The 22,323-nt window shown below is 61.9% G+C and carries 29 protein-coding genes; 10 read left to right on the top strand and 19 right to left on the bottom strand.

Translation table 11 applies throughout. The features are described 5' to 3' along the window. Window positions 1-5 precede the first annotated feature (5 nt). The gene (locus AC1GI4_RS05605) at window positions 6-2,090 is read left to right on the top strand and encodes a hybrid sensor histidine kinase/response regulator (RefSeq protein WP_479628875.1); all 2,085 of its coding nucleotides are present in this window, start codon (window positions 6-8) and stop codon (window positions 2,088-2,090) included. Window positions 2,091-2,183: 93 nt separating this feature from the next. After that, window positions 2,184-2,585, top strand: coding sequence for an N-acetyltransferase family protein (locus AC1GI4_RS05600; RefSeq protein ID WP_479628874.1), 402 nt, complete (start codon window positions 2,184-2,186; stop codon window positions 2,583-2,585). Between the two features lie 62 nt (window positions 2,586-2,647). On the opposite strand, the gene AC1GI4_RS05595 is transcribed toward AC1GI4_RS05600, so the two are convergent. Further along, on the bottom strand, window positions 2,648-2,866 hold the full coding sequence (locus AC1GI4_RS05595) for a hypothetical protein (protein WP_479628873.1): 219 nt from the start codon (window positions 2,864-2,866) through the stop codon (window positions 2,648-2,650). Window positions 2,867-3,111: 245 nt separating this feature from the next. On the opposite strand from AC1GI4_RS05595, the gene AC1GI4_RS05590 reads away from it, so the two are divergent. From AC1GI4_RS05590 to AC1GI4_RS05565, 6 genes are all read left to right on the top strand, one after another. Beyond that, on the top strand, window positions 3,112-4,194 hold the full coding sequence (locus AC1GI4_RS05590; protein WP_479628872.1) for an extracellular catalytic domain type 1 short-chain-length polyhydroxyalkanoate depolymerase: 1,083 nt from the start codon (window positions 3,112-3,114) through the stop codon (window positions 4,192-4,194). After that, window positions 4,191-5,063 carry a transglutaminase family protein gene (locus AC1GI4_RS05585; RefSeq protein WP_479628871.1) on the top strand — a complete coding sequence of 291 codons (873 nt, stop codon included), beginning with the start codon at window positions 4,191-4,193 and terminating at the stop codon, window positions 5,061-5,063. Before AC1GI4_RS05590 ends, AC1GI4_RS05585 begins: the two co-directional genes overlap by 4 nt. 87 nt (window positions 5,064-5,150) lie before the next feature. Next, window positions 5,151-5,873, top strand: a complete 723-nt coding sequence (locus AC1GI4_RS05580) for a phosphatase PAP2 family protein (protein ID WP_479628870.1) — start codon at window positions 5,151-5,153, stop codon at window positions 5,871-5,873. Between the two features lie 105 nt (window positions 5,874-5,978). Beyond that, entirely contained in the window at window positions 5,979-6,506 is a 528-nt protein-coding gene (locus AC1GI4_RS05575) for a hypothetical protein (protein WP_479628869.1), read from the top strand. Next, complete coding sequence (locus AC1GI4_RS05570) at window positions 6,506-6,988, top strand: DUF421 domain-containing protein (protein WP_056435158.1); 483 nt, start codon at window positions 6,506-6,508, stop codon at window positions 6,986-6,988. The genes AC1GI4_RS05575 and AC1GI4_RS05570 overlap by 1 nt, the downstream gene beginning before the upstream one ends. After that, window positions 6,969-7,421, top strand: coding sequence for a hypothetical protein (locus AC1GI4_RS05565; protein ID WP_479628868.1), 453 nt, complete (start codon window positions 6,969-6,971; stop codon window positions 7,419-7,421). The genes AC1GI4_RS05570 and AC1GI4_RS05565 overlap by 20 nt, the downstream gene beginning before the upstream one ends. A gap of 378 nt (window positions 7,422-7,799) precedes the next feature. Here AC1GI4_RS05565 and AC1GI4_RS05560 read toward each other — a convergent pair whose 3' ends face one another. The 18 genes from AC1GI4_RS05560 to AC1GI4_RS05475 all read right to left on the bottom strand — a co-directional run bounded on the left by AC1GI4_RS05560 (window position 7,800) and on the right by AC1GI4_RS05475 (window position 21,153). Further along, window positions 7,800-10,916 carry a hypothetical protein gene (locus AC1GI4_RS05560; RefSeq protein WP_479628867.1) on the bottom strand — a complete coding sequence of 1,039 codons (3,117 nt, stop codon included), beginning with the start codon at window positions 10,914-10,916 and terminating at the stop codon, window positions 7,800-7,802. Then, complete coding sequence (locus AC1GI4_RS05555) at window positions 10,916-11,206, bottom strand: D-Ala-D-Ala carboxypeptidase family metallohydrolase (RefSeq protein WP_479628866.1); 291 nt, start codon at window positions 11,204-11,206, stop codon at window positions 10,916-10,918. Before AC1GI4_RS05555 ends, AC1GI4_RS05560 begins: the two co-directional genes overlap by 1 nt. Then, window positions 11,172-11,852, bottom strand: a complete 681-nt coding sequence (locus tag AC1GI4_RS05550; RefSeq protein ID WP_479628865.1) for a hypothetical protein — start codon at window positions 11,850-11,852, stop codon at window positions 11,172-11,174. Before AC1GI4_RS05550 ends, AC1GI4_RS05555 begins: the two co-directional genes overlap by 35 nt. 38 nt (window positions 11,853-11,890) lie before the next feature. Further along, window positions 11,891-12,709, bottom strand: coding sequence for a hypothetical protein (locus AC1GI4_RS05545; RefSeq protein WP_479628864.1), 819 nt, complete (start codon window positions 12,707-12,709; stop codon window positions 11,891-11,893). A gap of 130 nt (window positions 12,710-12,839) precedes the next feature. After that, window positions 12,840-13,418: an AbiU2 domain-containing protein gene (locus AC1GI4_RS05540; RefSeq protein ID WP_479628863.1), complete on the bottom strand. Its 579-nt coding sequence runs from the start codon at window positions 13,416-13,418 to the stop codon at window positions 12,840-12,842. A gap of 54 nt (window positions 13,419-13,472) precedes the next feature. Next, a complete protein-coding gene (locus tag AC1GI4_RS05535) occupies window positions 13,473-13,646 on the bottom strand; it encodes a hypothetical protein (RefSeq protein WP_479628862.1) in 174 nt (57 codons plus the stop codon). A 53-nt stretch (window positions 13,647-13,699) separates the two neighbouring features. Continuing rightward, entirely contained in the window at window positions 13,700-13,894 is a 195-nt protein-coding gene (locus AC1GI4_RS05530; protein ID WP_479628861.1) for a hypothetical protein, read from the bottom strand. After that, window positions 13,891-14,319 carry a DUF5681 domain-containing protein gene (locus tag AC1GI4_RS05525; protein WP_479630354.1) on the bottom strand — a complete coding sequence of 143 codons (429 nt, stop codon included), beginning with the start codon at window positions 14,317-14,319 and terminating at the stop codon, window positions 13,891-13,893. The genes AC1GI4_RS05530 and AC1GI4_RS05525 overlap by 4 nt, the downstream gene beginning before the upstream one ends. Beyond that, window positions 14,316-14,615, bottom strand: coding sequence for a hypothetical protein (locus AC1GI4_RS05520; RefSeq protein WP_479628860.1), 300 nt, complete (start codon window positions 14,613-14,615; stop codon window positions 14,316-14,318). Before AC1GI4_RS05520 ends, AC1GI4_RS05525 begins: the two co-directional genes overlap by 4 nt. 284 nt (window positions 14,616-14,899) lie before the next feature. Then, complete coding sequence (locus AC1GI4_RS05515) at window positions 14,900-15,328, bottom strand: hypothetical protein (RefSeq protein WP_479628859.1); 429 nt, start codon at window positions 15,326-15,328, stop codon at window positions 14,900-14,902. Then, on the bottom strand, window positions 15,321-16,859 hold the full coding sequence (locus AC1GI4_RS05510; RefSeq protein WP_479628858.1) for a DUF3987 domain-containing protein: 1,539 nt from the start codon (window positions 16,857-16,859) through the stop codon (window positions 15,321-15,323). Before AC1GI4_RS05510 ends, AC1GI4_RS05515 begins: the two co-directional genes overlap by 8 nt. After that, window positions 16,856-17,842 carry a DUF7146 domain-containing protein gene (locus tag AC1GI4_RS05505; protein ID WP_479628857.1) on the bottom strand — a complete coding sequence of 329 codons (987 nt, stop codon included), beginning with the start codon at window positions 17,840-17,842 and terminating at the stop codon, window positions 16,856-16,858. The genes AC1GI4_RS05510 and AC1GI4_RS05505 overlap by 4 nt, the downstream gene beginning before the upstream one ends. Beyond that, a complete protein-coding gene (locus AC1GI4_RS05500; protein ID WP_261269774.1) occupies window positions 17,839-18,309 on the bottom strand; it encodes a hypothetical protein in 471 nt (156 codons plus the stop codon). The genes AC1GI4_RS05505 and AC1GI4_RS05500 overlap by 4 nt, the downstream gene beginning before the upstream one ends. Beyond that, the gene (locus AC1GI4_RS05495) at window positions 18,306-18,527 is read right to left on the bottom strand and encodes a hypothetical protein (protein ID WP_479628856.1); all 222 of its coding nucleotides are present in this window, start codon (window positions 18,525-18,527) and stop codon (window positions 18,306-18,308) included. Before AC1GI4_RS05495 ends, AC1GI4_RS05500 begins: the two co-directional genes overlap by 4 nt. Next, a complete protein-coding gene (locus tag AC1GI4_RS05490) occupies window positions 18,524-18,763 on the bottom strand; it encodes a hypothetical protein (protein WP_479628855.1) in 240 nt (79 codons plus the stop codon). Before AC1GI4_RS05490 ends, AC1GI4_RS05495 begins: the two co-directional genes overlap by 4 nt. Before the next feature lie 260 nt (window positions 18,764-19,023). Next, window positions 19,024-19,212: a helix-turn-helix domain-containing protein gene (locus tag AC1GI4_RS05485; RefSeq protein WP_479628854.1), complete on the bottom strand. Its 189-nt coding sequence runs from the start codon at window positions 19,210-19,212 to the stop codon at window positions 19,024-19,026. A 99-nt stretch (window positions 19,213-19,311) separates the two neighbouring features. Next, window positions 19,312-19,683: a hypothetical protein gene (locus AC1GI4_RS05480; RefSeq protein WP_479628853.1), complete on the bottom strand. Its 372-nt coding sequence runs from the start codon at window positions 19,681-19,683 to the stop codon at window positions 19,312-19,314. A gap of 249 nt (window positions 19,684-19,932) precedes the next feature. Next, window positions 19,933-21,153, bottom strand: a complete 1,221-nt coding sequence (locus AC1GI4_RS05475) for a tyrosine-type recombinase/integrase (protein ID WP_479628852.1) — start codon at window positions 21,151-21,153, stop codon at window positions 19,933-19,935. Between the two features lie 329 nt (window positions 21,154-21,482). Between AC1GI4_RS05475 and AC1GI4_RS05470 the strand changes: the two genes are divergently transcribed. Both AC1GI4_RS05470 and tnpB read left to right on the top strand, forming a co-directional pair. Beyond that, complete coding sequence (locus tag AC1GI4_RS05470) at window positions 21,483-21,932, top strand: transposase (protein ID WP_479628851.1); 450 nt, start codon at window positions 21,483-21,485, stop codon at window positions 21,930-21,932. Beyond that, window positions 21,929-22,276 (top strand): IS66 family insertion sequence element accessory protein TnpB, encoded by a 348-nt coding sequence (gene tnpB / locus AC1GI4_RS05465; RefSeq protein WP_479628850.1) that lies wholly within the window; start codon window positions 21,929-21,931, stop codon window positions 22,274-22,276. The genes AC1GI4_RS05470 and tnpB overlap by 4 nt, the downstream gene beginning before the upstream one ends. Window positions 22,277-22,323 lie beyond the last annotated feature (47 nt).

Here is a 22,323-nt window from a genome sequence, read left to right as displayed (position 1 = left end):
CTTCCATGCCTCGCTCCGACCATGCCGATACTCTGCAACTCCCCCGCTCGCTAGGCTTCCTGTCTGGCGGCGGTGAAGCCGCTCGCCTGATCCTTGAACGGGATTGGACCGGACACCCCCTCGGTACACCCGAGACATGGCCTGAGGGACTGAAGGTCGCTCTGAGCCTCCTGCTCAATTCCCCGGAATCAATGATCCTCGCATGGGGACGGGACGAGCTGACGTTCTTTTTCAACGATACCTACATCCCACTGCTGGGGCCGCGACGCGACTGGGCGATGGGCACCCCGTTCAAGGACGTGTGGTCGGACGCCTGGGAACAGGCCAAGCCTATCATTGACCAAGCCTTTGCAGGACAGAGCCAGCGCTTCAACGATCTGCCTTGGAAACTCGACACCGATCGTGGCGCTGCTGATACGTGGTTCACCTTTTCCTATTCCCGTGTCCTAGACGCAGAAGGTGAGATTGCAGGCCTCTTCATCTTCACTAACGAGACGACCGCACGCGTGCTGGCCGATGCCGCGCTGAAGGAAAGCCAGGCCCAGTTGAAGGCCGCGAACCTGATCCTTGAACAGCGGGTGGAGGAACGCACCGCAGAGCGGGACCGCGTGTGGCAGCTGACCAATGACTTGATGGCGACCGCCCGGTTGGATGGGTACCTTATTCAGGTGAATCCAGCGTGGACGCGGCTGCTTGGCTGGATGGAAGCTGAATTGCTCTCACGACCCTTTGTCGAATTCATTGACCCGACCGATTATGCCGAAACTGCCAATGTTGTCGCGCAGCTGGCGGCGGGGGAGATGGTCACCGGCTTCGTCGATCATGTGCTGGCGAGCGACGGCAGCGCTCGCACGATCATGTGGACGGCGGTACCGGACGTAGGTTCGGACCTTTTCTACATCATCGGTCGCGATCTGACCGAGCAGCACCGAACAGAAGAGGCGCTGCGCCAGGCGCAGAAGATGGAGGCGGTGGGCCAGCTTACGGGCGGCCTAGCCCATGACTTCAACAATCTGCTCACCGGCATTATGGGCAACCTCGAACTTCTTCAGCACCGCGTCGCGCGCGGGCGGTTGGAAGATCTGGATCGCTTCATTCTTGCGGCTCAAGGCGCCGGCCGTCGTGCGGCATCGCTTACGCAGCGCCTGCTGGCGTTTTCACGTCGCCAAACCCTCGATCCGCGCCCCACCGACGTCAATCGGCTGATCAGCGGTCTTGAGGATATGCTTCGCCGGACGATGGGGCCGGAAACCAGCCTTGAGGTGATTGGCGCCGGGGGCTTGTGGCCAGCTTGCATCGATGCTGGGCAACTCGAAAACGCGTTACTCAACCTGTGCATCAACGCTCGCGACGCCATGCCTGATGGAGGGCGGCTCACCATCGAGACGGCAAATAAGTGGCTGGATGACCGCAGCGGCAGGGAGCGCGACTTGCCCCCAGGACAATACATATCCGTCTGCGTCACGGATACCGGGACGGGCATGGATCAGCACACGATCGATCGTGCGTTCGAGCCATTCTTCACGACCAAGCCGCTAGGGCACGGTACTGGTCTGGGCCTGTCGATGATCTACGGGTTCGCCCGGCAGTCGGGTGGGCAGGTCCGTATATATTCCGAGCTGGGCATGGGGACGACCATCTGCATTTATCTGCCCCGCTATGTGGGCGATGCCGAAGACGACGTGGAAGAAATGGTGGCCGCATTGCCGGATCACGGCAGCGGCACGATCCTTATCGTCGACGATGAGGCGACTATCCGGCATCTGGTAAACGAGGTGCTCGACGAGGTGGGCTACACCGTCATTGGGGCAGCTGACGGTGCCGCCGGGCTGAAAGTGCTACAGTCCGGTGCGCGTATCGATCTGCTTATCACGGATGTCGGATTGCCCAATGGCATGAACGGGCGACAGGTGGCCGACGCTGGGCGATCGTTGCGCCCCGGCCTGAAAGTGCTGTTCATTACGGGCTATGCCGAGAATGCGGCAGTGGGTAACGGACACCTCGAGCCAGGCATGGAGCTTTTGACCAAGCCGTTCACGCTCGATGCGCTGACCAGCAAGGTGAATGAGATGATGGCGGCAACCGACTAAATCTCGACGCGTCTAATGCGGTTTCTCGACCATTGCGCTTGCAACGCTTCAATCGCTGTGCCGTAATTAGCGCAACGAAATGAGGGGGTTGCAATGGTCGCTATCCGGCGCGGGGAGCCGCGCGACCTGCCGCGATTGATGGAGTTCGACTGTTTTTCGGGCGACCGCATCAATGAGATTGTCGAAAGGCGTATGCTGGTGGCGGAGGTGAACGCGACCGTAGTCGGATACCTCGCCTGGCAACACGGCGGGTGCATCGGCAAGGACTATGTCAACAAGCTGGTTGTCGATGACAATTACCGGCGCAGAGGGATCGCCCAAGCGTTGACCCAGGCCCTTGGTAAGACGCTAAGAGGGCGCATCTATATATCTGCGGGAGCCGCTAACACGGCCGCACTGTCACTCATCCAGGGGACAGGCTGGACCCCTGCCGGGCATATTGACGGGCTACTGCCGCAAGACGAGCAGGAGCTGTTTTTCCGGCGAGACCTTTAGCTTCGCGCCATCGCCTTAGGGCCGACGACGCTGCTTATATTAATCGGAGGCAAAGATCAGCCCTAGAGTGCCCAGCCGCGCAATGGGGTGCGCCGCACAGCACCCTTCAGCAGTTTGCGACCGAAGGCCGCCCGCATCGTGTCGGCGGCAATCATGTTCATCAAAACGACGCGTGTACCACCGGATGCCAAAGTCTCGATGGCACTGACCGTGGCACCGTGACGGGCGCACAGTTTGACGACTTCGGCTTCGGTTGCGTTGACATTTATTGCACGGGACATGGCGACTCCTCGTTAAAGCGGGAGCGCAAAGCCGTCTCTCAGCCGGACCGATGCTCAGTATGGCAGTCCGATACTTTCAAAATGGGGATGAGGTGGCATTCCCGCAAGTGGCGTGGCGGGCGTCTGCATGACTGCCTTGCGCTGCGAGCTCCGGCACACCAACTATGCTGCAATGCACAATAGGATGTGTGCGGCAGGCATACCCTATCCGTTGTCCGGCCTCTGCCGAAAAAAGGGGCACCGCTATGCGCTCAATTTCCGACACCATCGCCCACCTTCGCGGCCTTGCGGCCTCCGCAGAACTGACGGCTCAGCGAGCCGCCCCTCTCACGCCGATAGATGATTTTGGCCATAACCCCGGCGCTCTGCGGGGGTATCTGCATATCCCGCACGATCTGCCCGCCCGTGCACCACTCGTCGTTGTGCTGCACGGATGCACGCAGACCGCCGCCTCCTATGATCATGGCTCGGGTTGGTCGACGCTAGCGGACAGGTTCGGTTTCGCGCTCCTGTTCCCTGAACAGCAGCGTGCCAATAACCCCAATCTCTGTTTCAACTGGTTCTCGCCCGAGGATACGCGGCGGGGCGGCGGCGAGGTCGAGTCGATCCGTGAAATGGTTGTCGCGGTGGTCGGGCGCTATGAACTTGATCCGGCGCGGGTCTTCGTTACCGGGCTGTCGGCGGGTGGCGCGATGACATCCGCAATGCTGGCGTGTCATCCCGAGATTTTTTCTGGGGGCGCAATTATCGCGGGGCTGCCGTTCGGCACCGCTCACAGCGTACCTGAAGCGCTGGAACGGATGCGTGGTCACGGCCACGACCGCGCTACCCTGAGTGATCGGGTGCGCACGGCATCCGCGCATGGTGGGCTCTGGCCAACGGTTTCGGTCTGGCATGGCACAGCAGATACCACGGTGAACCCGATCAACGCCGGGCTGATTGTCGACCAGTGGCGCGGACTCCACCGCCTAGGTGAGCCGGACATAAGGGAGCGGATCGACGGCCACAGCCGCCGCGCCTGGCATGACCGGGCCGGACGCGCGGTGATCGAAGAGTATATGGTCACCGGCATGGGACATGGGACGCCACTGGCTGCGGATGGCAATGAGGCCTGCGGCGTGCCGGGTCCGCACATGCTCGGTGCGGGTATTTCCTCCACTTATCGGATTGCTGCCGCATGGGGGATCGCACCTGCGGTGGCGCCGTCCCGGCCCGTCGACACCAGCGCAATCGTACCGCAGCAGCAGGCCCCGGCGCGGTCGTTGCGCTTTGACCCGACGACGACGATCAATGACGCACTGAGGGCGGCTGGGCTCATGAAACCATGAGACTGCGTATTCGGCATGACACCGTCTATCGCTATTCCAAGCCGGTCCGCTTTCTTGAACACCGCTTGCTGGTGACCCCACGGCCATCGCGCGATGTGACGGTAATCAGGTCGACCCTGCAGATCGATCCTGCCGCCACGCTGGTCTGGAGCGAGGACGCAGCTGGCAACAGCATGGCTTTGGCTCTGATTGCTGATGCGTCCACGACCCTAACTATCACCGCTGAGCACGAATTGCGGCACATTGCGGAGCCGTACCCGGTTTTTCGATTGGACCCGACAGCCCACCAGCATCCCTTCGGCTATGCGGCTAGTGATCTGGCTTTATTTGGGCCGGGGCTCTTTGCCAAAGAAACGGATGACGATGGATGTCAGGAGCAGTGGCTTGCCGGGTTCCGAGCGACTGCCCCGAGCGACACTCTAATGCTGTTGAAGGCGCTCAATGAGCTGATAGGGGCCACCATCGCCTATGGCACGCGTGATGAAGAGGGTACGCAGCCGCCATCGCGCACGCTGATGCTGGCCAGTGGCTCATGCCGCGATCTGGCAGCGCTGTTCCTTTGGGCCGTACGACGGCTCGGCTTCGCGGCGAGAGCGGTATCGGGCTATTTGTTTGATCCGGGAATGGCAGCGGGAGATGTTGGAGCGACCCATGCCTGGTGCGAGGTCTTCCTGCCAGGTGCGGGCTGGATCGCGTTCGATCCGACCCAGCGACGAATTGGCGGAGCGGGGCTGATCGCGACTGCGGTCGGAATCACCAGCGAGGCAGTACTGCCTGTAGTTGGTGGGTTTATAGGCGACGTGTCCGCATCGGTAAGCATGGAAGCAAGCGTCGTCATCGAAGCGCTCGATGCCGGTGCGTCTCGGTAGGCAGATCAAGCCGGAGGCATTCAGTATAACAGCGCATCCCTGCATCGCCTGACGGAGCCAAAGGATTAATCCATGTGTTGAAAGACTATGGATGGGGAACGCAGACCTACCGCTGTCGAACAGGCGGACCACAAAATCACCTCCGAGGTGAATGGCGAGCGCGACAGCTGGCCGGTGCGGCTGATCGGCGCAGCCAGCGAGATCGGTGATCAGCCGCAGATGCGGATAATCTGCGCCGCCACGGTCGCAGAGGGTGTTGCGCGCCGGAATGTTCACCTTACCAGCACCGGCTTCAGGATGCTGGCGGCTCACACGCTTGCCACTTGGGCCAAGAGCGGAATTAAATCGGTGATCGACCGCAGGCGCCCGAAAGACGGTGATGATCCACGGGTGCGGGAAGGCGATAGCGACCGTCACGAGGAGAACTCGTTCCCGTCAGGTCACAGCGCCGGTGCGGTCGCGGTCGCAGAGGCAATTGCGCGAGCGTATCCCGATCATGCGGGCGCGGCCCGTGGTGCCGCACTGTCAGTGTCCGTCGTACAGGTGCCGCGCGGAACGCATTATGCGGGCGATGTCCTGGCCGGGATCGCCATTGGCCTGATCGCTGAACGGGTCAGTGACGCGGGGATCGATTTAGCGGTGCAATGGGTTAGGCGTGCGCTTGCAGCGCCGCAGCGTTCGATCGGTGGCGATGACGCGATGCCGGTCATCCGTCTTGCAGGGGCGCTGTCGTCGCCTCGGCTTAAGCAAGATGGCAAAGACGTGGGATCATCCCAACCGCGTTTTATTGACCTGAGTTTATTGCATTAACTGAGCCAAGAGGCCCTTATGCCTCATGATGGGATGGCCCCTGAGGACCGAGCTGTATGACGTCGTGTCTACACGTCTGCGATGTAAAATGGCTTGATGACCCAAATGGGTGACACCGACCTGCCTGACGGCATAGATGAGCGCCATGTGGCACCCGTCCGAGGTCTGCGGGCGCACGCCAGTCCGCTCGCCTTCATCGTGCTAGGCACGGCTATGGCAGTTGCGGCGACTGGACTGCTCGGCGGTACACCTGCGCCCGTGACGTCTGTCTCTGCTCCCGCCGCTTCATTGGAGTTAAAGATCGCCCGCCCGCTGCGTAGCGGCTTGTTCTTCGAGACCCACATTCGGGTGACTGCCAGACAAGCTATCGCCAAGCCGGTAATCGGGGTTGATGCATCCCTGTGGCGCGATCTGACCATCAACAGCCAGGTCCCAGCCCCCGCCAACGAGAGTTTCAAGGACGGACAGTATCGCTTTGAGTACGGCCCATTGAAGGCGGGGGAGACGTTGGAGGTCAAAATAGACGGCCAGACAAATCCACCACTGATCGGGCGCGTAGCAGGAAGCGTCACGCTTCTGGATGACGACACCCCCCTGACCAAGGCCCATGTCACTATCCCGGTCCTGCCATAATGGACATCGTCCTACGGGCCTCCGTCACATTCGCGGCGCTTTACCTGTTGCTGCGGTTGCTGGGCAAACGCGAGATCGGCCAGCTGACGCCATTCGAATTGGTGGTCATCGTGGTGATGGGCGACCTGGTCCAGCAAGGCGTCACGCATAACGACTTCAGCCTCACCGGATCGATCCTGGCGATCGCCACGTTCGCCTTCTGGGCCTTGGTAATGAGCTGGGCGACCTATCTGTCGCCTAAGCTGGAAACGCTCTTGGACGGTCGGCCGCAGGTCATCATTCGGGATGGCGAACTGATCGAGGCGAATCTCCGCCGCGACCGCATCACGCGCGCAGAGGTCGAAGCCGAGATGCGCCTAGCGGGCATCGCCCACATGAATCAGGTCGCCTGGGCTATCTTGGAGACACAGGGCAAGATCAGCTTCATCCGCAAAGACGGTGGTGAGGTGAAGCCCGACGACGATGACGCTGGTACTGCGTAACGCGATGCACGCCGTCACGATGGTGGAAACTCCGTCTCGGATGAATCGTTGGCCAGAGCCTAGGAGAAGACCGATCGCCCATGCCAGCAACGTCGTCTTTTGCGACGGACCGAACAGCCCCCACGCTTTCGACATCATCCCGCTTCAGCCACGAAACGGGACCTTAGATGCAAAATGCCCGATCTGTAGGGGATACGGGCAATGGAACACTGAGATCGATCTGGTCAGCTTCCGGTGCAAGCGGGCAATCTGCGATTATTGCCACGGGGCGGGGTGGATCGAAACCGGCAACGACCCGGTTGGGCATGCCGACATCACCATGTCGCCAGAAGGCTATCCGCGATGGGTGATCGCGTATGAGCCGCACCAAGATCCGGATCGGCCTATCTCTGATCCGGCGGCCCCGCTGTCGCCCAACCAGATCGATCGCTAGACGGTCGGGGCGATCGTGGCTGATAAATGCATCAACGGATAGTGACCCACACTGTTGGATGATGGTTGGAATTCGTCTATGGCTATTGGGTGAATCTTGCCCCGATCATAGCCACCTCGATCGGAATCATGCTGTACAGAGGCGTATTGGTTCCGGCTCTCGGCAAGTATCGAGCATGGCGCGACGGCCCTCGTGTTAGGACGGCTCGGAGGAATTGGCGGGGGGTATACGTCCCGGATCTGACTATTAAGCGGATAGAACGCTTCGGAATTTTACTCGTCCTAGCCTTGTTTATTTGCGGCGCGGCGGTGGGCTGGACGATTATGGTCCCCGGCAGATGAGTCGCAGGGGGCCGACCACTCCGCCAGATTCATTTCCTTACCTAGAGTTCGGGTTCGTTAGGTTATTGCCCGCTTGGTTGACGGTGCTGACCCACGGAGCGTTGAACATCATCCCCAGCCGCTTCGGTCGCGATGCCTCGACCAGCGCCTGCCAATCGACATAGCGCCCCATCAGGTCATCGACTGACGACAGCGCAGCGCGCGGATTGGTGTCGAATAGGAACGGCGCCAGCGCTTCCGCCTTAGCCTCAGCCTGCTTTCCCATCCCCAGCGTCAGCCGGTCGCGTGCCCATGTCCCAGCGACACGGGCAGCAGTGCCGGGTAGGGAAGCTCCGCCTGTGGCCAGCGCTGCTCCGGCATGCAGCGAGCCCTCCAGCAGCGGATTGGTCGAGAAATTGGCGTCCGCGATCTGATTGCGGGCAGTCCGGGAGTTGCCCAGGATAGCGTTGGTCGTCTGCTGCAAGCCTCCCTCGATGTCGCGGGTGCGTAGGAGCCGCGGTACATTCGCGTTGCTGTCATACAGCGTATCGAGCCGGGTGCGCATCGCAGGCGTGCCCAGTGTCGCCTCGAACGGGTTGGCATTGTCGCGTACACCGGCCGCACGCTTCAGAAGCGAGTCCTGAAAGCCAAGCCGCATCTGCCCTAGATGCTCAGGCGTCTGCTGGCCAACCTGCAAGGCAAGCTGATCGGTGGGGAGCGTATAGGCGTCCTGACCACGAATGAGGGCGTCACGCGATGCGATCGGTCCCTGATACACGCCCCGAGCCTGAGCGTAGGTCGGGTTCAGGCGATCTAGCTCGGACAGCAGATTGTTCTTCACGCCGTTCTGTGCGCGGCCTGCTTCGTCAAGGACCAGCCGGTTTGTGATCGGGTTGCGATACTGCTCCAGCACGTCGTCCATGCCGCGCTTCACATAGTCGAGCGTCTGTGTGGTATACCCCGGCTGACGCATGGCTTCCCCAGCGCGGGGCGCGGCATTGAACGATGCCTCTGCTTGGCGAAGACCCTCGCGCGCATTTGCCACACGGGTTCTGGCACTGTCCAAGTTTCCAGCTGGGCTATTACGCGCCTCGCGATATGCCACTTGCGCTGCGTCGAGGTCAGCACGGGCGCGGGCAACGGCGTCGATCTGCTGCGTCGGGGCAGGGTTCAGGCGCACGGTGCCGTCTGCCTCCTGCACGAACCCCATCTCCATGGGATTGCGGCGCTCATTGGCGGCGATCGTGCGAGCGCGACCGGTTGCGCTGCGCCCGAACGGCGTGTTCAGTAGGCTTTCCAGTTCTGGCGTCGACGTGACCGGCTGGCGATAAGCCTGGTCGTACAGCGGCGCGGCTGCCGTCTGTGCCTGACGAGTTAGGCCGTCGCTCATTTGGGGAATGTTTGCGGACGGCCCCAGGTCGCGCTCCACCGAACTGACGAAGCGGTCATATTGCCCCCGATTGCGTGGGATCAACGCATCTTCCGCGATCTGGGACGCGACAGGCGAGCGACGGACCGCAGCGCCGCCAAGCTCGCGCAAGGCGGGATTTGTGTCTACTAGGGCCATGGGTATGCCGAGGTCAGCAGCTTCAGTCAGGGGAGCGCGAATGTTGTCCGCACCAATGCGGTTGATCGTGTTGGCAGCGATCGTGTCGGCCGGATTGAGCGGCGCGGCGGAGGGGAGGGGTGCGCGCCCGAAATAGGTGCGGATGGCATTGGTCGCAGCCTGCCCAGGCTGAGTGCGGATTGTGGCGCCGATGCCGGAGGAAATTCCTCGGCCTGCCAGATTGCCAGCCATCCCGCCTGCCGCGCCAATACCTGCCCCAAGGAAGCGATTGTCATTGTTCTGGCCTGCACCAGACAGGGTGCCGAACGCGATGTCACCAGCGAGGTTGGGGGACGCGAAGCGCGACGCCAAGCCAGTCGCGCGACTAGCCATCCCCAGACCGTACATCGCCCCCATCGTCCCCAATGTCTCGCCTGCAATGGCAGCATAGGGGTGAGCCGCAAAGGCGCCCTGCTTGCGGGCATTCAGATCGGCCAAATCGCCGCCGCCGAGCATGCTGGTAATTTCGTCGGACGTGCCGCCCAACACGCCATCAACAGCGCCAAGCGTGGCGACACCGGCAGGAGACGATGCAAAATTCTCCCATCCACTGGTGGGCACGTCGCGCGCGCTGTCAAACAACGAACCCTTGTACTGGGGATGCGCCCGGAGCCACTGCCCGGCTTGAGCCACACGGGCAGGATCGAGCTCGCCATATCCGGCGGCGCGCGACAGCGTGTTGAGCGTCTCGATGTCTGCGCCTTTGCGCAGCAGCTCGGTCAGCGACTGCTCCAGCGCCGGATTCCGCTCGGTTTTCTGGCCGCCCGAGGCGAGCTGTGGGGTGCCAAGAGACGGAGCCCCGATCAATTCGGGACGCTCTGGCGTCGTGTCGTGCGGGATCGGATTGCCGTTATAATCTAGCTGCTGTTGCTTGCGACCGAGAACGCGTTCCGACAGTTCCTGAAACCGTGCGCCCGGATGTTCCCCAACCACATCCATGGGGTTCAAGCCGTTGCGATCAGCGATCCCCTTGTAGCGCACGCGATCGGCGATCAGCGACTGATTGAGCTGCGCCATCCGGTTCGCCATTTCTTCCCGAAGGCGATGGCGGAACTCAGGGCGAAACGTGCCACCGTTACCCGTCTGCTTTTGCAGATGGGCGATCGTCTGATTTGCCCAAGTGTCCGCCCCTGCAACCGATGCCTGCTCGCCTTCACGAACCACGCTGTTCGGGTCCATTACCTTGGCGTAGGCATAGATCAGATCCAAATCGCCTGCGGAATCCGGCTTGGAACCCAATCCCGCCGCATAGCTCGGAAGCGCCTGAGCATAGGCCTTGTACGAAGGCAGCGTTTCGTAGCTGTTGCGAAGCTCTGCGGCCTGGGATTTTCTGGAATTGCGCTCGCGCTGACCGTATTCCAGATTGGCCAGACGGAGCCGCTCGTTCTCATTCGCGGCCGCCCGATCCGCCGCCGCCGCCGCACGGGCCGCTGCTTCTGCCGCACGAGCGTCCGTGCGATCGGCCCGCTCATCCCGACGCACTGCCAGAGGATCGCGATTGGTCGTGAACGTGTTAAACGGGTTGCTGGCGCCCGCATCATCGAACTGGTCGAAAGGGTTCTTATGCATCAACGCGCTCCAACCGTTCCGCGACGGCCAAAATAGGGGACGCGGCCATAGCCGGGCAGCGTCACGTGGATATGATCGCCCTCGTTCAGCAAGCGGGCGCCAGGGCCATAATAGCTGCGTAGAGCCGCCATGTTCGTGCCCGCATAGTCGACGCCATCGCCCGACAGGTGGCTGCTGTTTGGCACGCCGCCAACCAGACGGTTGCCCTCGACGGTGCGACGCCCGCTGGTCATCGTGCCAGGCGCCTTGAAGGGGTCAGGGAAAGGTCTGCGACCCGCTTGGGGCCGCACCTCCCTGCAAAATGCGCTGCGATGCGCCTGCGCCGTACTTCTGGTCGAACTGAGCCGCCAAGCCGGGGTTCTTGCGCAGGTAATCGACCGCTCCAGCCGGAGGCGTAGACGCCGTTGGCTTCTGGTTGAACGATCCGCGCGGCAAAAACGTCTTGGTCGGGTTGCCCTGTGCGTCAAAGCCGTCAACTGCCGTTACTGGCCCCGCCGCGACGTTGCTTAGGTACTGCTTGGCGGCTTCCGGCCCCAACTGCTGCTCAATGAAGCGATAATCGTTCACCGTGTCGTTGTTGACTGGCTTCGGATGCGCGCGCTCCCACTCCTGCTGCGCGGTCCACTGCGCCATCTCGTCAGCCTGGCGCATACGGTAATCCTCAAGCTGCTGCTGGCGCTGGCGATACTGGTTGCTGGCGGCTGCGAACGGCGTGCCCCCGCCATAAGCCGAAGACACGGCATCGCCGATCGAGCCGAGAAGCTGAACGCCCATGCCCCCACGCGAGAAGAAGCCCTGGTCTTCGGGCAGTTGCGGCGCGGCTTGCTGCGACATGCCACCAACCTGACCGCCGTAACCCGGCGTCGCATAGTCCGGTTTCTGGCCGAAGCCCCGGAAGAACATGCCACTCGGCTGCTGCCCAAGTATGTTAGACATGGCGCCCAAATTGAAGGGGGGCATGATACCGGGAAGCATCAGGCGGCTCCCATCGGAGCGATGAAAGCGAGGAGGGCAGGGACTGCCGCTGCATAATCCTGGACGTCACGCCACGTCATTTCGGATATTGCCTGGTGTAGTAGGTCGTTCTTGCCGCAATCCCGCAGCGCCAGATCAACCATGATGGAAACCGCCTCGACGCCGAGGCTATCCGCCAGTCGTGGGTTCGTGCCCTGATGCAGTTCAAATTTACGACGCGCGCATAAAATCATCGCAAGCCGTTCAAGCAGTTCGGGATTGCCGCTTTCGCTTCCGACGCGGGCGATGTGTTCGATGTATACCAAGTCGCCAAAGCTGACGGTGCCTGGCGTTTTGCCCGACACGACGACGTCGATCAGGCTGGTTAGCGCTTGGGTGTTGCCATACGCGGCCCTGGAAAACTCGGCCTCGCTAGCGCGAATGTCCCGCGCGACTTCCTCGTCTGCATGCCAGACCGGACCGATCTCCAACCTAGCCAATTGGTCGGTCGCTTCCGCATCGCCAGCATCAGCCAACACCTGAAAATGGTGCGCAACTTCGGCCAGATGGCGCTCGCTCGAATACCCGCGCGTCTCGCGTTCATCGATCCGAGCCTGAAGTATCAGGGCCAGCGCCTTGCGATCATCTGGATCGCCAATCGCGGACGCAAACCGTGCATAGCATTCGGCTGCAATAAGCGATTCAAGAAGAGGATAGGTGTCCCCGGCGGCTTGCTCGATCGCAAAGTCACGCAGCTCGCGATACCCATCGAGATTACCAGCCGCCGCAGCTGCCATGTCCGAGGGGTAAACATTGATCGACGAGGTTTTGATATGCATGGCCGCCTGTCTCCGCTGGATGGAAACGGCTTCTGCAGCAGGGCAGATGGGCACGCTCAGACTTTATAGCGGAACTAGTGGCGATAGGCAACGAAAATTGGTCGGCGGGGCGGCGATGTAACTTACTTGACTAAGCTAGTGCTTGTTTCTGAAGGAAATTCAAGAGTGCAACCGCTTCTTGTCCCGGTGTGGGGTGAGGTTCGGTTGTGGGGATGCCCAACGCCCGTTCCAGTAAATTTACAGCTTCAATTGCGGTATTTTGAGCATAGTATATATCCATCGGCCGGATAGCGGCTCGATCCCAAACCGCATCATAGCTGATGAGCCGCGAGCGATGTGCGAAGCATTCGTCTCGAACAATTTTAAGTTTCTGCCAAAGCAGCGCTGATCCTGATATTTTTTGTTCCGCTTTCTCGGCGATGCTTATCTGGTTGGTGTCTTTCCTAAACTGCTTAAGAATTGTCTTAAAGCTCAGGGTGTCGCGCCGTTGATCGAATGGGATCATAGTTTGAACAATCATGGCGTAGAGATATGCATGCCGAGTGAAGCGGAAGAAGTCGGGGTATAAATTCATGCCATCGATGTGGTTTTCTAGTGGTTCTCCCTGAAGTTGCCACCAAAGATCATAAAAGATGCGACCGCGCGCGATTTGATGGGCAAGATCTTTGACCTGGCGGTCCAGTGGCAGCGGGGTCGACTGGCTTTGCATTTTGCGGACGTTATCTAGTCAACCTCCTTCGCTCAAGGGCGCCGATGCGCCCATTTAGTGGACGCGTGCTGCGTCTTGCAGGGCAGGGGCAACCGGGATCAAGACGATGCCAGTCGTCACAGTGGGATTGCCCTCGTCGTCGGGCAAAGGGCCGTGTTCAGCCACATGGCGAGCGATAGCGTCGTCCGTCGTTTCGTCCAGATGTGCACAGATCAGCGGGATATTCATTGGCTTCATCCTCCGTGTTTTCATTTCCAGCGCCGCCACCCGGCGCCTGTGGTTTATGCCTGCAACCACGTCGTTGCCTCCTTCGAGATGCGCGACCAATCGACAGGCATGACTGCTGCCATCTCTCGCTCAGCGATTGTGCGCTCTTCGCTGGTTAGGGTGTGCCCAAGCCATGCACGGGCCGCGAGAGACAGACCGCCACCGGTCGTCCGTGCTTCCAGTGCCGCAAGTCGTTTTTTGATCATCATGCCTTCTCCTCCAATGCCGCGATCCGAGCTTCCAGATCGCCGGTTTCCACGATTGCTTTATGAGCCGTCAGCAGGGCCATGATGCGACCCGCTTCATCCGGGGTGATGTCACCTGCGGATATTGCCGCCAGGACCGCCGCTGACGCCTCAACCGCATCGGCGGCCGATCGAACCGGGGGCAGCTCGATCGATACTGGTGCGTCCCGACGGGGCGGGGCCAGCCGATCCAGGCACAGGCGCAGGGCAACGGTGTCGCCCTCCAGCGCCTTGTCGATCGCCGCCTTGGTCAAGGCTTCGTGCTGGCCTTCCAGCAGCGCCTCAATGGCCAGGGTCACTCGCGAACGTGCGCCCTTTGGCTTTCCGGGGTTGCCGGGCTTGAACCGACCGTCTCCCGATTTTGCGGGTTCGTTACGGGGCTCGGTCATCCGCACTGCCCCTCAATTGCTTCTTCGTCCCATTCGCGATGCATGGCGATCAGGGCCATCAGTAGCGGGCGCATGTGCCAGTTGATGTCGTTGCGGACGCTGTTGGTCAGGCTGGTCTCCCAGGACTTCGAGGCGTGCGCACGCTCAGTGAGGTGATCCGGGTACATCGTCTTCAGGTGGTTGACGGCCTCGCGACCGATGCTGCGCGCCATCCGGTCGAAGAGGCGGCGCGCCCTCTGCTCTTTGGTTTCGGCATTCGTGCCGCCGGAAACGAACGGCAGGTTGGTCGGGGTCATCATGCGCTCCTGGGGTCGATTGGGGTGGGTTCCGCCGCCGCCGCATGTTGTTGCGCGGGTTGGTCGGAGCGAAAGGGAACGGGCGTCATCCATCACCGTTCGACTTGGTCCGCCACCTATTGGCGCTAATGGCACTATTGGCAGAGCCTGCGCGTCCGTCACGAAGTTCTCCTTTTTATATAGATAGATAGAAGTCTTTTTAGGAGACGACGCGAGGGCGGAGGCGGGCAGAGAGTGAGACGCAGCGTCCGTGCCAATAGCGCCAATAGTGCCAATAGCCCCGGTCACCGGCCGATCTCCCACAGCATCACCGGGTCCACGAAGGTCGTGTTGGGTCGACCCCAGCGTTCGAGGTAATAGACGTCGTCGACCGTGAACGCGCGGTGGTCGTCCATCGCGACGATCGACCGTCCCGCTATCCAGACCGCGAGCGACAGCCATTCGTTGCTCCCATGCGGGCCGATCCCGAACACGTCGTGCTCGGTCCACCCCATCGACAGCGCGGTGGTTGCCCAGCCTTCGGACGCCAGCCGGATCGCGTCGGCAACGGTTGCGTGCCATTCGTCGTGGCTGGCCAGTCGTGGTCGCTTCTGCTTCGCGAGCGCCCGAAGTCCGGCTTCTATGGCGGTGGGCAGGCCATAGGCCGATGTGCGGATATAGGTCGGCGCCGTGTCTGCCAGCGCCGCCGCCGCCGATTGGCGCCAGTTACCCATGGGCTGCACCATGCACTGCCGGATTGACGAGGTGGTCTTTGCGTTGACGTCCTGGCGCATTGCCGCTGCGGCTCGGGGCTTCTCGCAACCACCCCGCTTCCTCGAGAGCGGCACATGCCGCTTCGACATCGCTGGCCACTTTCAGCGTCGGCAGTCGGGCGTCTCGCCGCAATTCTCGACCATTGATGCGCTGCAAGCCCTCCTTGAGAATGAAACGAGCCAAGGCCGCTGCGTCCTTCTCAACCGGCGGCAGAGCGGCATCGCCAAAGACCCGCCGCGCATGCGGCTTGAGATAGTCCTCGATCAGCGTCAGGGCGTTGGTCAGGGACAGAACCGACACGCAAGACGGTTCACGCCCGCCAGCGTCCGCCCAGGTCAGATACTCCAGCGTCAGAGCGAGGCGAAGCGCCAGGCCACGCGCTTTGCCCGCCCAAGACGCATAGAGACCTGCCGCTTGCCGCACGTCTGCGTCATTGTCAGCGATCCATTCCTCGAAGACGTCAGCGGCGCGGGCATCAAGCGGGATGGTCACCGTCTCGTCTGCGGGGCGATATATCTGCTGAAGGCGGCGATAAAGCCTATCCAAGCGCGCGGTGTCCGCGATCTGACGCGGGCGGCTGAACCGTATTGCTTCCGGCCATACCCACATGAATCGTGCCACAAGGCCATCGTCCGATACGCCAAGTAGAGCGTCCCGCAGCTTGTCCGGCTGAATGCCGCCCAGGACGCTGACGCCGTTGAACGGGACGACGAGTGGCTTGGTCTGGCTTTTCCGGTCGACGACGAAGTGCCGCCCGCCGTACGCCTCGAGCCAGAACGCCCGGCCACCAGGCGAATAGCGCTCGAAGCTGTCCAGCCATCCGGCCAGCTCGTCACGCAGGTGCAGTGTGCCGTTGACGTTACCGGCCAGGATCGACGCCATCTCCTCGGGCGTAGAATCCTGAACCATCAGACGCGGGCGCTGCGGCGCCTCCGGCGCTTCGGCTTCCTCGGGCATGTCGGGGGTTTCGGCATTGTCCTTGGTCGCCTGCTTTACCCTGTCCTCCCACTGCTTCCGCTCTGCCTTGGCGCGCTCTGCGACCGTGGCATGGCCCATCAGGACCATGCGGTGCTGCTCGGCCAGCTCACCTTCCATGGCGCGCAAGGGGAGGGTGGCGGCATCGATACCGGGTGACTTGTTGGACGATGGGTCACCGACAAGACCGCCCCACAAGATACAAGGCTGGTCGAAGCCCTCCCAGGCAGAAACCCAGCGCTTTCCGCCGATAAGTGACGCCGCAACGGTCAGGACACCGATAGCGACATAGTCGACGGGCGCACCCTTGCCCGCCGCCAGATCCCGAACGAGCGGCATCAGGTCGCCCAGCACATCGCCGGGGAAAAGCGGAGCTGGCGCCAGGCTGGCACGCGTAACCGACATGTCGGGCGTCGACCATCCAGTTGTGCGACCCGAGGTCGCGTACCTTTCGAAGGGCATCGAGGTGAACGACTCTGCGTCGTCGAACCGGGATTGCATGGATGCCGCGCTCATGACCGCGTCCCCATCAACTCATCGTTGAAGTCCTTGTACGGCGGGTTCGGGCGCATGATGCGTACCGCCAAGCCGGTTGCTGCGAACGCCTCTGCCGCTTTACCCGCAGCGACGGCCCCAGCAGCATCGCCGTCTGCGCCAATGACGATAGCGCGGGTCACATCCGCGAACGTCATCTGCGGCATCATCGAAGTGCCTGCCGCCACCCACACAGACCGCCCCAGCGCTTGGGCAAGCGTCAGACCGTCCTCAAGTCCTTCCGTCACGAGCATGCTGGCGGCGGGCGGCCCGAGTTGGATCGCGCCACCGATCACCTGACCCAGGCTATACTTCACCTTCGGCTTCGGGTCGGACTTGGTCGGTGTCGTGGCTGCCTTGCGCCCATTCTCGGTCAGATAGGTGCGCTGCACACCGACCAGTTCTCCGGCCGGGTTGGTGGCGATGCCGATCAGGGCGGGAAGCGGTGCGCGGCCGTTCGCAGCCAACAGGCCGTTGCCGTCGATCTTCGGGGGAGCGATCCGAGCGAACCGCAGGGTATGCGGCAGCGGCATCGTGATGCCACGCGAGCGGAGGTACGCTTCCGCCGGAGTACCATCGATCGAGACAGACGCATCGACGATCCGCTGAGCCACGGCCCGCATGTCGGGCTTCGGCTTGGCAGGAGCACGCTGCTGTTCGAGTTCACGCAGGACGCCGCCGTCAAGCATGTCGATCGCCTCGATCAGCGAAACCCTGTAGGATGCCTTCACGAAGTCCAGGACATCGCCAGTCCAGCCGCACCCGAAGCAATGGGCACGCCGATCGTCCTGATAGATCGTAAACGAAGGCGTCCTGTCAGGATGGAACGGGCAGCATGCTTTCCATTCCCGGCCTGCACGCTGCAGCTTCACCCCCGCCTTCGCGGCAACACCCGACAAGGGGAAGCGGTCGCGAATGCTCGCAACGACGGAAGCGAGCGTATTGGTGTCGAGCCGCCGGGTCATGCGTACCGCTCCACGATCGGGAGATCATGCTCGACCGACAGGCGGTGGGCATAATCCGATGCCTGATGCGACTTGGTAAAGCGCACGCCGACGCCACCGCCGCCCATGGGGGCCTTCACCCCGACGATGTAACCGCCTGCGACGGGGAAGACGCAGACCGACCAGCGCTCCGACTCTTCACCCAGCCCGCGCAGTTCGATCAGTTCGGCAGAGGGGCGCAGGCCATACAGTCGCTTTTCATCGGGGGAGAGGCGTAGGCGCGCACCCAGCCGCCCCTTCGGGACGGGCTGGGCACGGTACCAGGCGTCAAGCGTCGGATAGCCGACGATCCCACGATCCACGCCCAGGACGCGGGCAAGGCTGCGTGGCTCGTTCACCTGCCGCCGCAATGCGGTGACAGCGGCGATGGCGCGGGCCTGCACTTCAGGCGTCTGACGCGACGCGATGGGAATAATGGCGCCGCTCATAGGTCGACCACCATCATGCTGATCCCGGTGCGCTTAGCGATGCGGCGCAGGAACTCGTCACGTGCCAGACGGTAGGCCGGAAGGTATTTCCGACCAGAGGGCCCGACCGGCATACGGGGGGACCAATCCGCCTCAAGCTGCTGGTTGGCGAACCGGAAGGAGACGGTGAACCCGTCCCCGACCGGCATCGCGCCGCTGAACATCTCGATGTTCATCATGCGGCATCGCCTTCCTGGGCATCGCGATCGTTCGCCGCGTCTGCCTGCAACTGAGTGATCCGCCAGACGATTGCCTTCGCGCCGCTGACATTGCGACGACGCAAGCCAGTGTCGAAGATCGCTTTGCGGTCTTTTAATGCCGAAAACCGTGGTTGCAGCGAATATCGCGGATAGCCCGCCGCCGCGCAGGTCTCGTCGACGGTGAGGCCGTCGGGATGAGCGTGCAGCGTCTTCATGACAATGCGCTCGAGATGGCCGGTAGCGTCGGCGATGGATGCCCAAGCTGCGGCGCTAGTATCGGTGCGGCTCCTCATCGAGCATCTCCACCAAATGCCAGTCCGGCAACCATGGCCGCCAATTCGGGGCGGACATGATATGCCCCGATCAGGAATTGCGTTTGCATGTCGAGCGGGGTAGAGAGGGGAAGCGACAGGCCTGCAAATCTATCGCGCGAAGCCCCGGTGCCAGCCGGGGTTTTGCTTTTATGGGGCATGGCTCAAGCATCCCCCGCAATCAGAGCGTGAAGAGCATCGGCGGGAATGATTGTCCTGCCACCAACACGTACGGCGCGAAGCCGACCAGCTGAGATGTGGTTATAGAGCGTTGTGCGGCCCAAGCTGGAAGCGCGGCTCGCTTCTCGCACGCTGTAGCCAATCTTCGGTGTATTGTTGTTGATGGGCTGCATATTACTGGTCCCATTTGGTCAGCACGGGTTGTCCGCGGACTTCATGGGACGATTAGTTGGCAGCGCTTGAGCTCAGCCGCAAAGGACAAAAACGGACATTTAATCGTGGCGAAAATACTTCGAGTAGGCGCGCTGCACCGTTTTCATTTTTGCCTCATGGCTGGCGCCGTCTATGTTGCCTTCATCGATGAGGAGACGAGCTGCGTCGGCAACAGAACTCGCTTTTCGGGTGCCCAATAGCTTTGATACTTCGAGTGCTAGGCGGTAATCGCGGTTATTTTGGTCACGTGTCTTCGCGGGGCGCCCCCGGCGAGCGGCGGGAAGGTCTACAGCACAAAGCGCCCGTTCTACGTCATCCATATGAACGGCCATCCAAATCGGCAGTTCAAATTTACGGTCATTTTCAGCGACGTCTTTATGCATTAGGTTTAACAACGCCCGTATCTGGTCACCGGAAAATTCCACGTCCATGATCGATACGCGAATATGTCCGTCGTGTACGGCGCGCCAAAGGTCCGCTGGCGTGCGGTTCATACGTTCTAGATAGTATTCATATGCTTTGCGTGAGGTAGCCCAAACGTACGATGACATACCGCCTCCCAAGCGGCTCCCAATTTCAAGGGGGAAGCGCGTGGGAAGCGCGCTTGTCGGATGGCCGTCCTATCCCCGTCGAGAAAAGATAGTTCATGGGCACGGAATAACTATGTGCCACCTTCGAAATTAAGTCGTCCGAGTGACCAAATACGTCCCCCACGCCTCCAGCAGCCCGCGCCGCATGTCGAGGAACTTGGCGCGTTTGTACGCGCGGATCACCTTGTCCGGCACGACGTGAGCCAGGGCGGCTTCGGCTACCGCGTCGGGCACCTCTGGCATCTTCTCGGCTGCCCAGTCCCGGAACGAGCTGCGGAAGCCATGCACGGTATAGGCGTGTCCTGCGTCCCGCAGGGCCTTGCTCAACGTCATATCAGAAAGCTGCTCACCCTTACGGTTGGGGAAGACGAGGTCGTCAGGCTCGTGGCCGCCTTCCTCGAATATCTGCTTCAGCAACGCCACTGCGGGCTTGCTCAGCGTCACGGTATGCGCGGTCCTGGCCTTCATCACCTCGGGCGGCCGGTGCCACTCCGCCTTGTCGAGATCGAAGTGCTTGCGCCGTGCCGACCGAACTTCACCCGAGCGAGCGGCCGTCAGGATCGTCAGCAATAGTGCCTGGCGGCCTTTTGTCGGTGCCCCGGCATTCAGCTGCGCCACGACGGTTGGCACCTGGTCATATGGCATGGCAGCGTAATTCCCGCCCTGTGCCTGCTTGGCCAAGCCGACCGTCACCGACTTGCGCGGCGCCTCACTTTTCCGCCACCCCTTCGACTTGGCGAAGTCCAGCACCTTGCTGATACGGAACCTCACTTTCCGCGCCATGTCGGTCTTGCTCGTCCAGATGGGAGCAACCGCGTCCCGGATATGCTCGGCATCGATCCGGTCGACACGCATCTTGCCCAAGGACGGATAGGCGTGATTCTTGAGCGAGCTGAGGAAGACGGTCGCGGTCTTCTCCGACCAGCCGCTCTTCAGCGCGTCGTGGGTCGCTTTCGCTGCTTCCTCGAATGTCGGCACCTTCCGGCGCTCCCGGTCGCGCTCAGCGATAGGGTCCAGCCCGGACTTGGCGGCCGTGCGCAGCAGCCCAGCCTTCTCCCGCGCTTCGCTGAGCGTCAGGACTTTCTTATGCAGGATGGGTATTGCGATCGGGGGAGGGGAGTTGCGATCCGCTCCAACGCGACTGGACGTGTCGACCGAGCCGAGGCCAATATCCCGCCGCTGCCCATCGACCTGCACGCGCAGCAGCCAGGACTTTGCGCCAGTCGGCTTGGCAAGCAGGTACAGGCCATCGCCATCGGCATGGCGTCCGGGCTTGGCGTTCTTGACCGATAGGGCTGTCAGCTTGCCCATATTTATCCCTCAACCGTTCCCTCACTATATCGCGGCTTATAGCGAACGTCTACGAACGATTGCGGAACAAATGGACTTTGTCTGTTCTCATCATAGGAGGGGGAGCGGTCGGTAACGAACGGTGGCGGTCAAATAGTTAGATACCGGCCAGGGGCACCACTTCCGGTCAAAGCCGGGCGCCATGGATAGGGCGGCATCGCCGCTTGCCCAGTCATGTTCCAGAGTGTCGGATCGGGGCGTTCTCCTACTTTGCTTCAGCAATGGCATGACCGCGTATTGCTTCGTAAGCGTGGTCAGCAGGCCACCTTGCGGTAACGCCGGTAGCCGGGATGCTTGTCGCCTTTGACGAGGGCGCGGGCGGTGCGGGAAGTTATCGGTTCTACGACTGGTCATACGAGCACTCGTATGACTGGTCGGATGGAGGTGGTCGGCCGTGTGTCGGGTCGACGGCGATGGTCGGACGCGGAGAAGCTGGAGATCCTGGCGGAGGCGTTCCGGCCGGGGTGCGGGTTTGCGACGTCATCGCCCGTCGCGAGGTGTCGAGCAGCCTGGTCTACACGTGGCGCAAGCAATTGCGTGAAGGCAAGCTGGCGGGCGTCGTGGCTTCGTTGCCGGTATTTGCCGAGGTACAGGTTGTCGCCCCGGTCGCGTCGACACCGCAGCCGGCACCATGTCCACCGGGGTTCATCCATATCGAGCTGCCGGGCGGCGTGCGGGTGAGCGTGGATGCCGCGGTGGATGCAGGCGCGCTGACACGGGTGCTGTCGGTGCTGCGATGAGCCCGACGCCGCTACCGACGCGGGTGTTTCTGGCATGCGGGGTGACCGACATGCGCAAGGGGTTCGATGGCCTGGCGGTGCTGGTGCAGGAGGTGCTGGCGCAGAACCCGCATTCAGGTGCCTTGTTCGCGTTCCGGGGCAAGCGCGGGCATCTGGTCAAGCTGCTGTGGTTCGACGGCCAGGGGCTTTGCCTGTTTTCCAAGCGGCTCGACCGTGGCCGTTTCGTCTGGCCAGTGACCGCGACCGGCACGGTGACGCTGACGCCCGCGCAATTGTCGATGCTGCTGGAGGGCATCGACTGGCGTCGGCCCGAGCGGACGTTTACGCCGACGCTGGCGGGGTGAGAACGGCGGTTTTACGCCGCTTTTGCTCGCTCGCCGACCTGCAATCT

Source organism: Sphingomonas sp. 77B (assembly GCF_056497825.1).
This window is presented reverse-complemented; position numbering and strand designations above follow the sequence as displayed.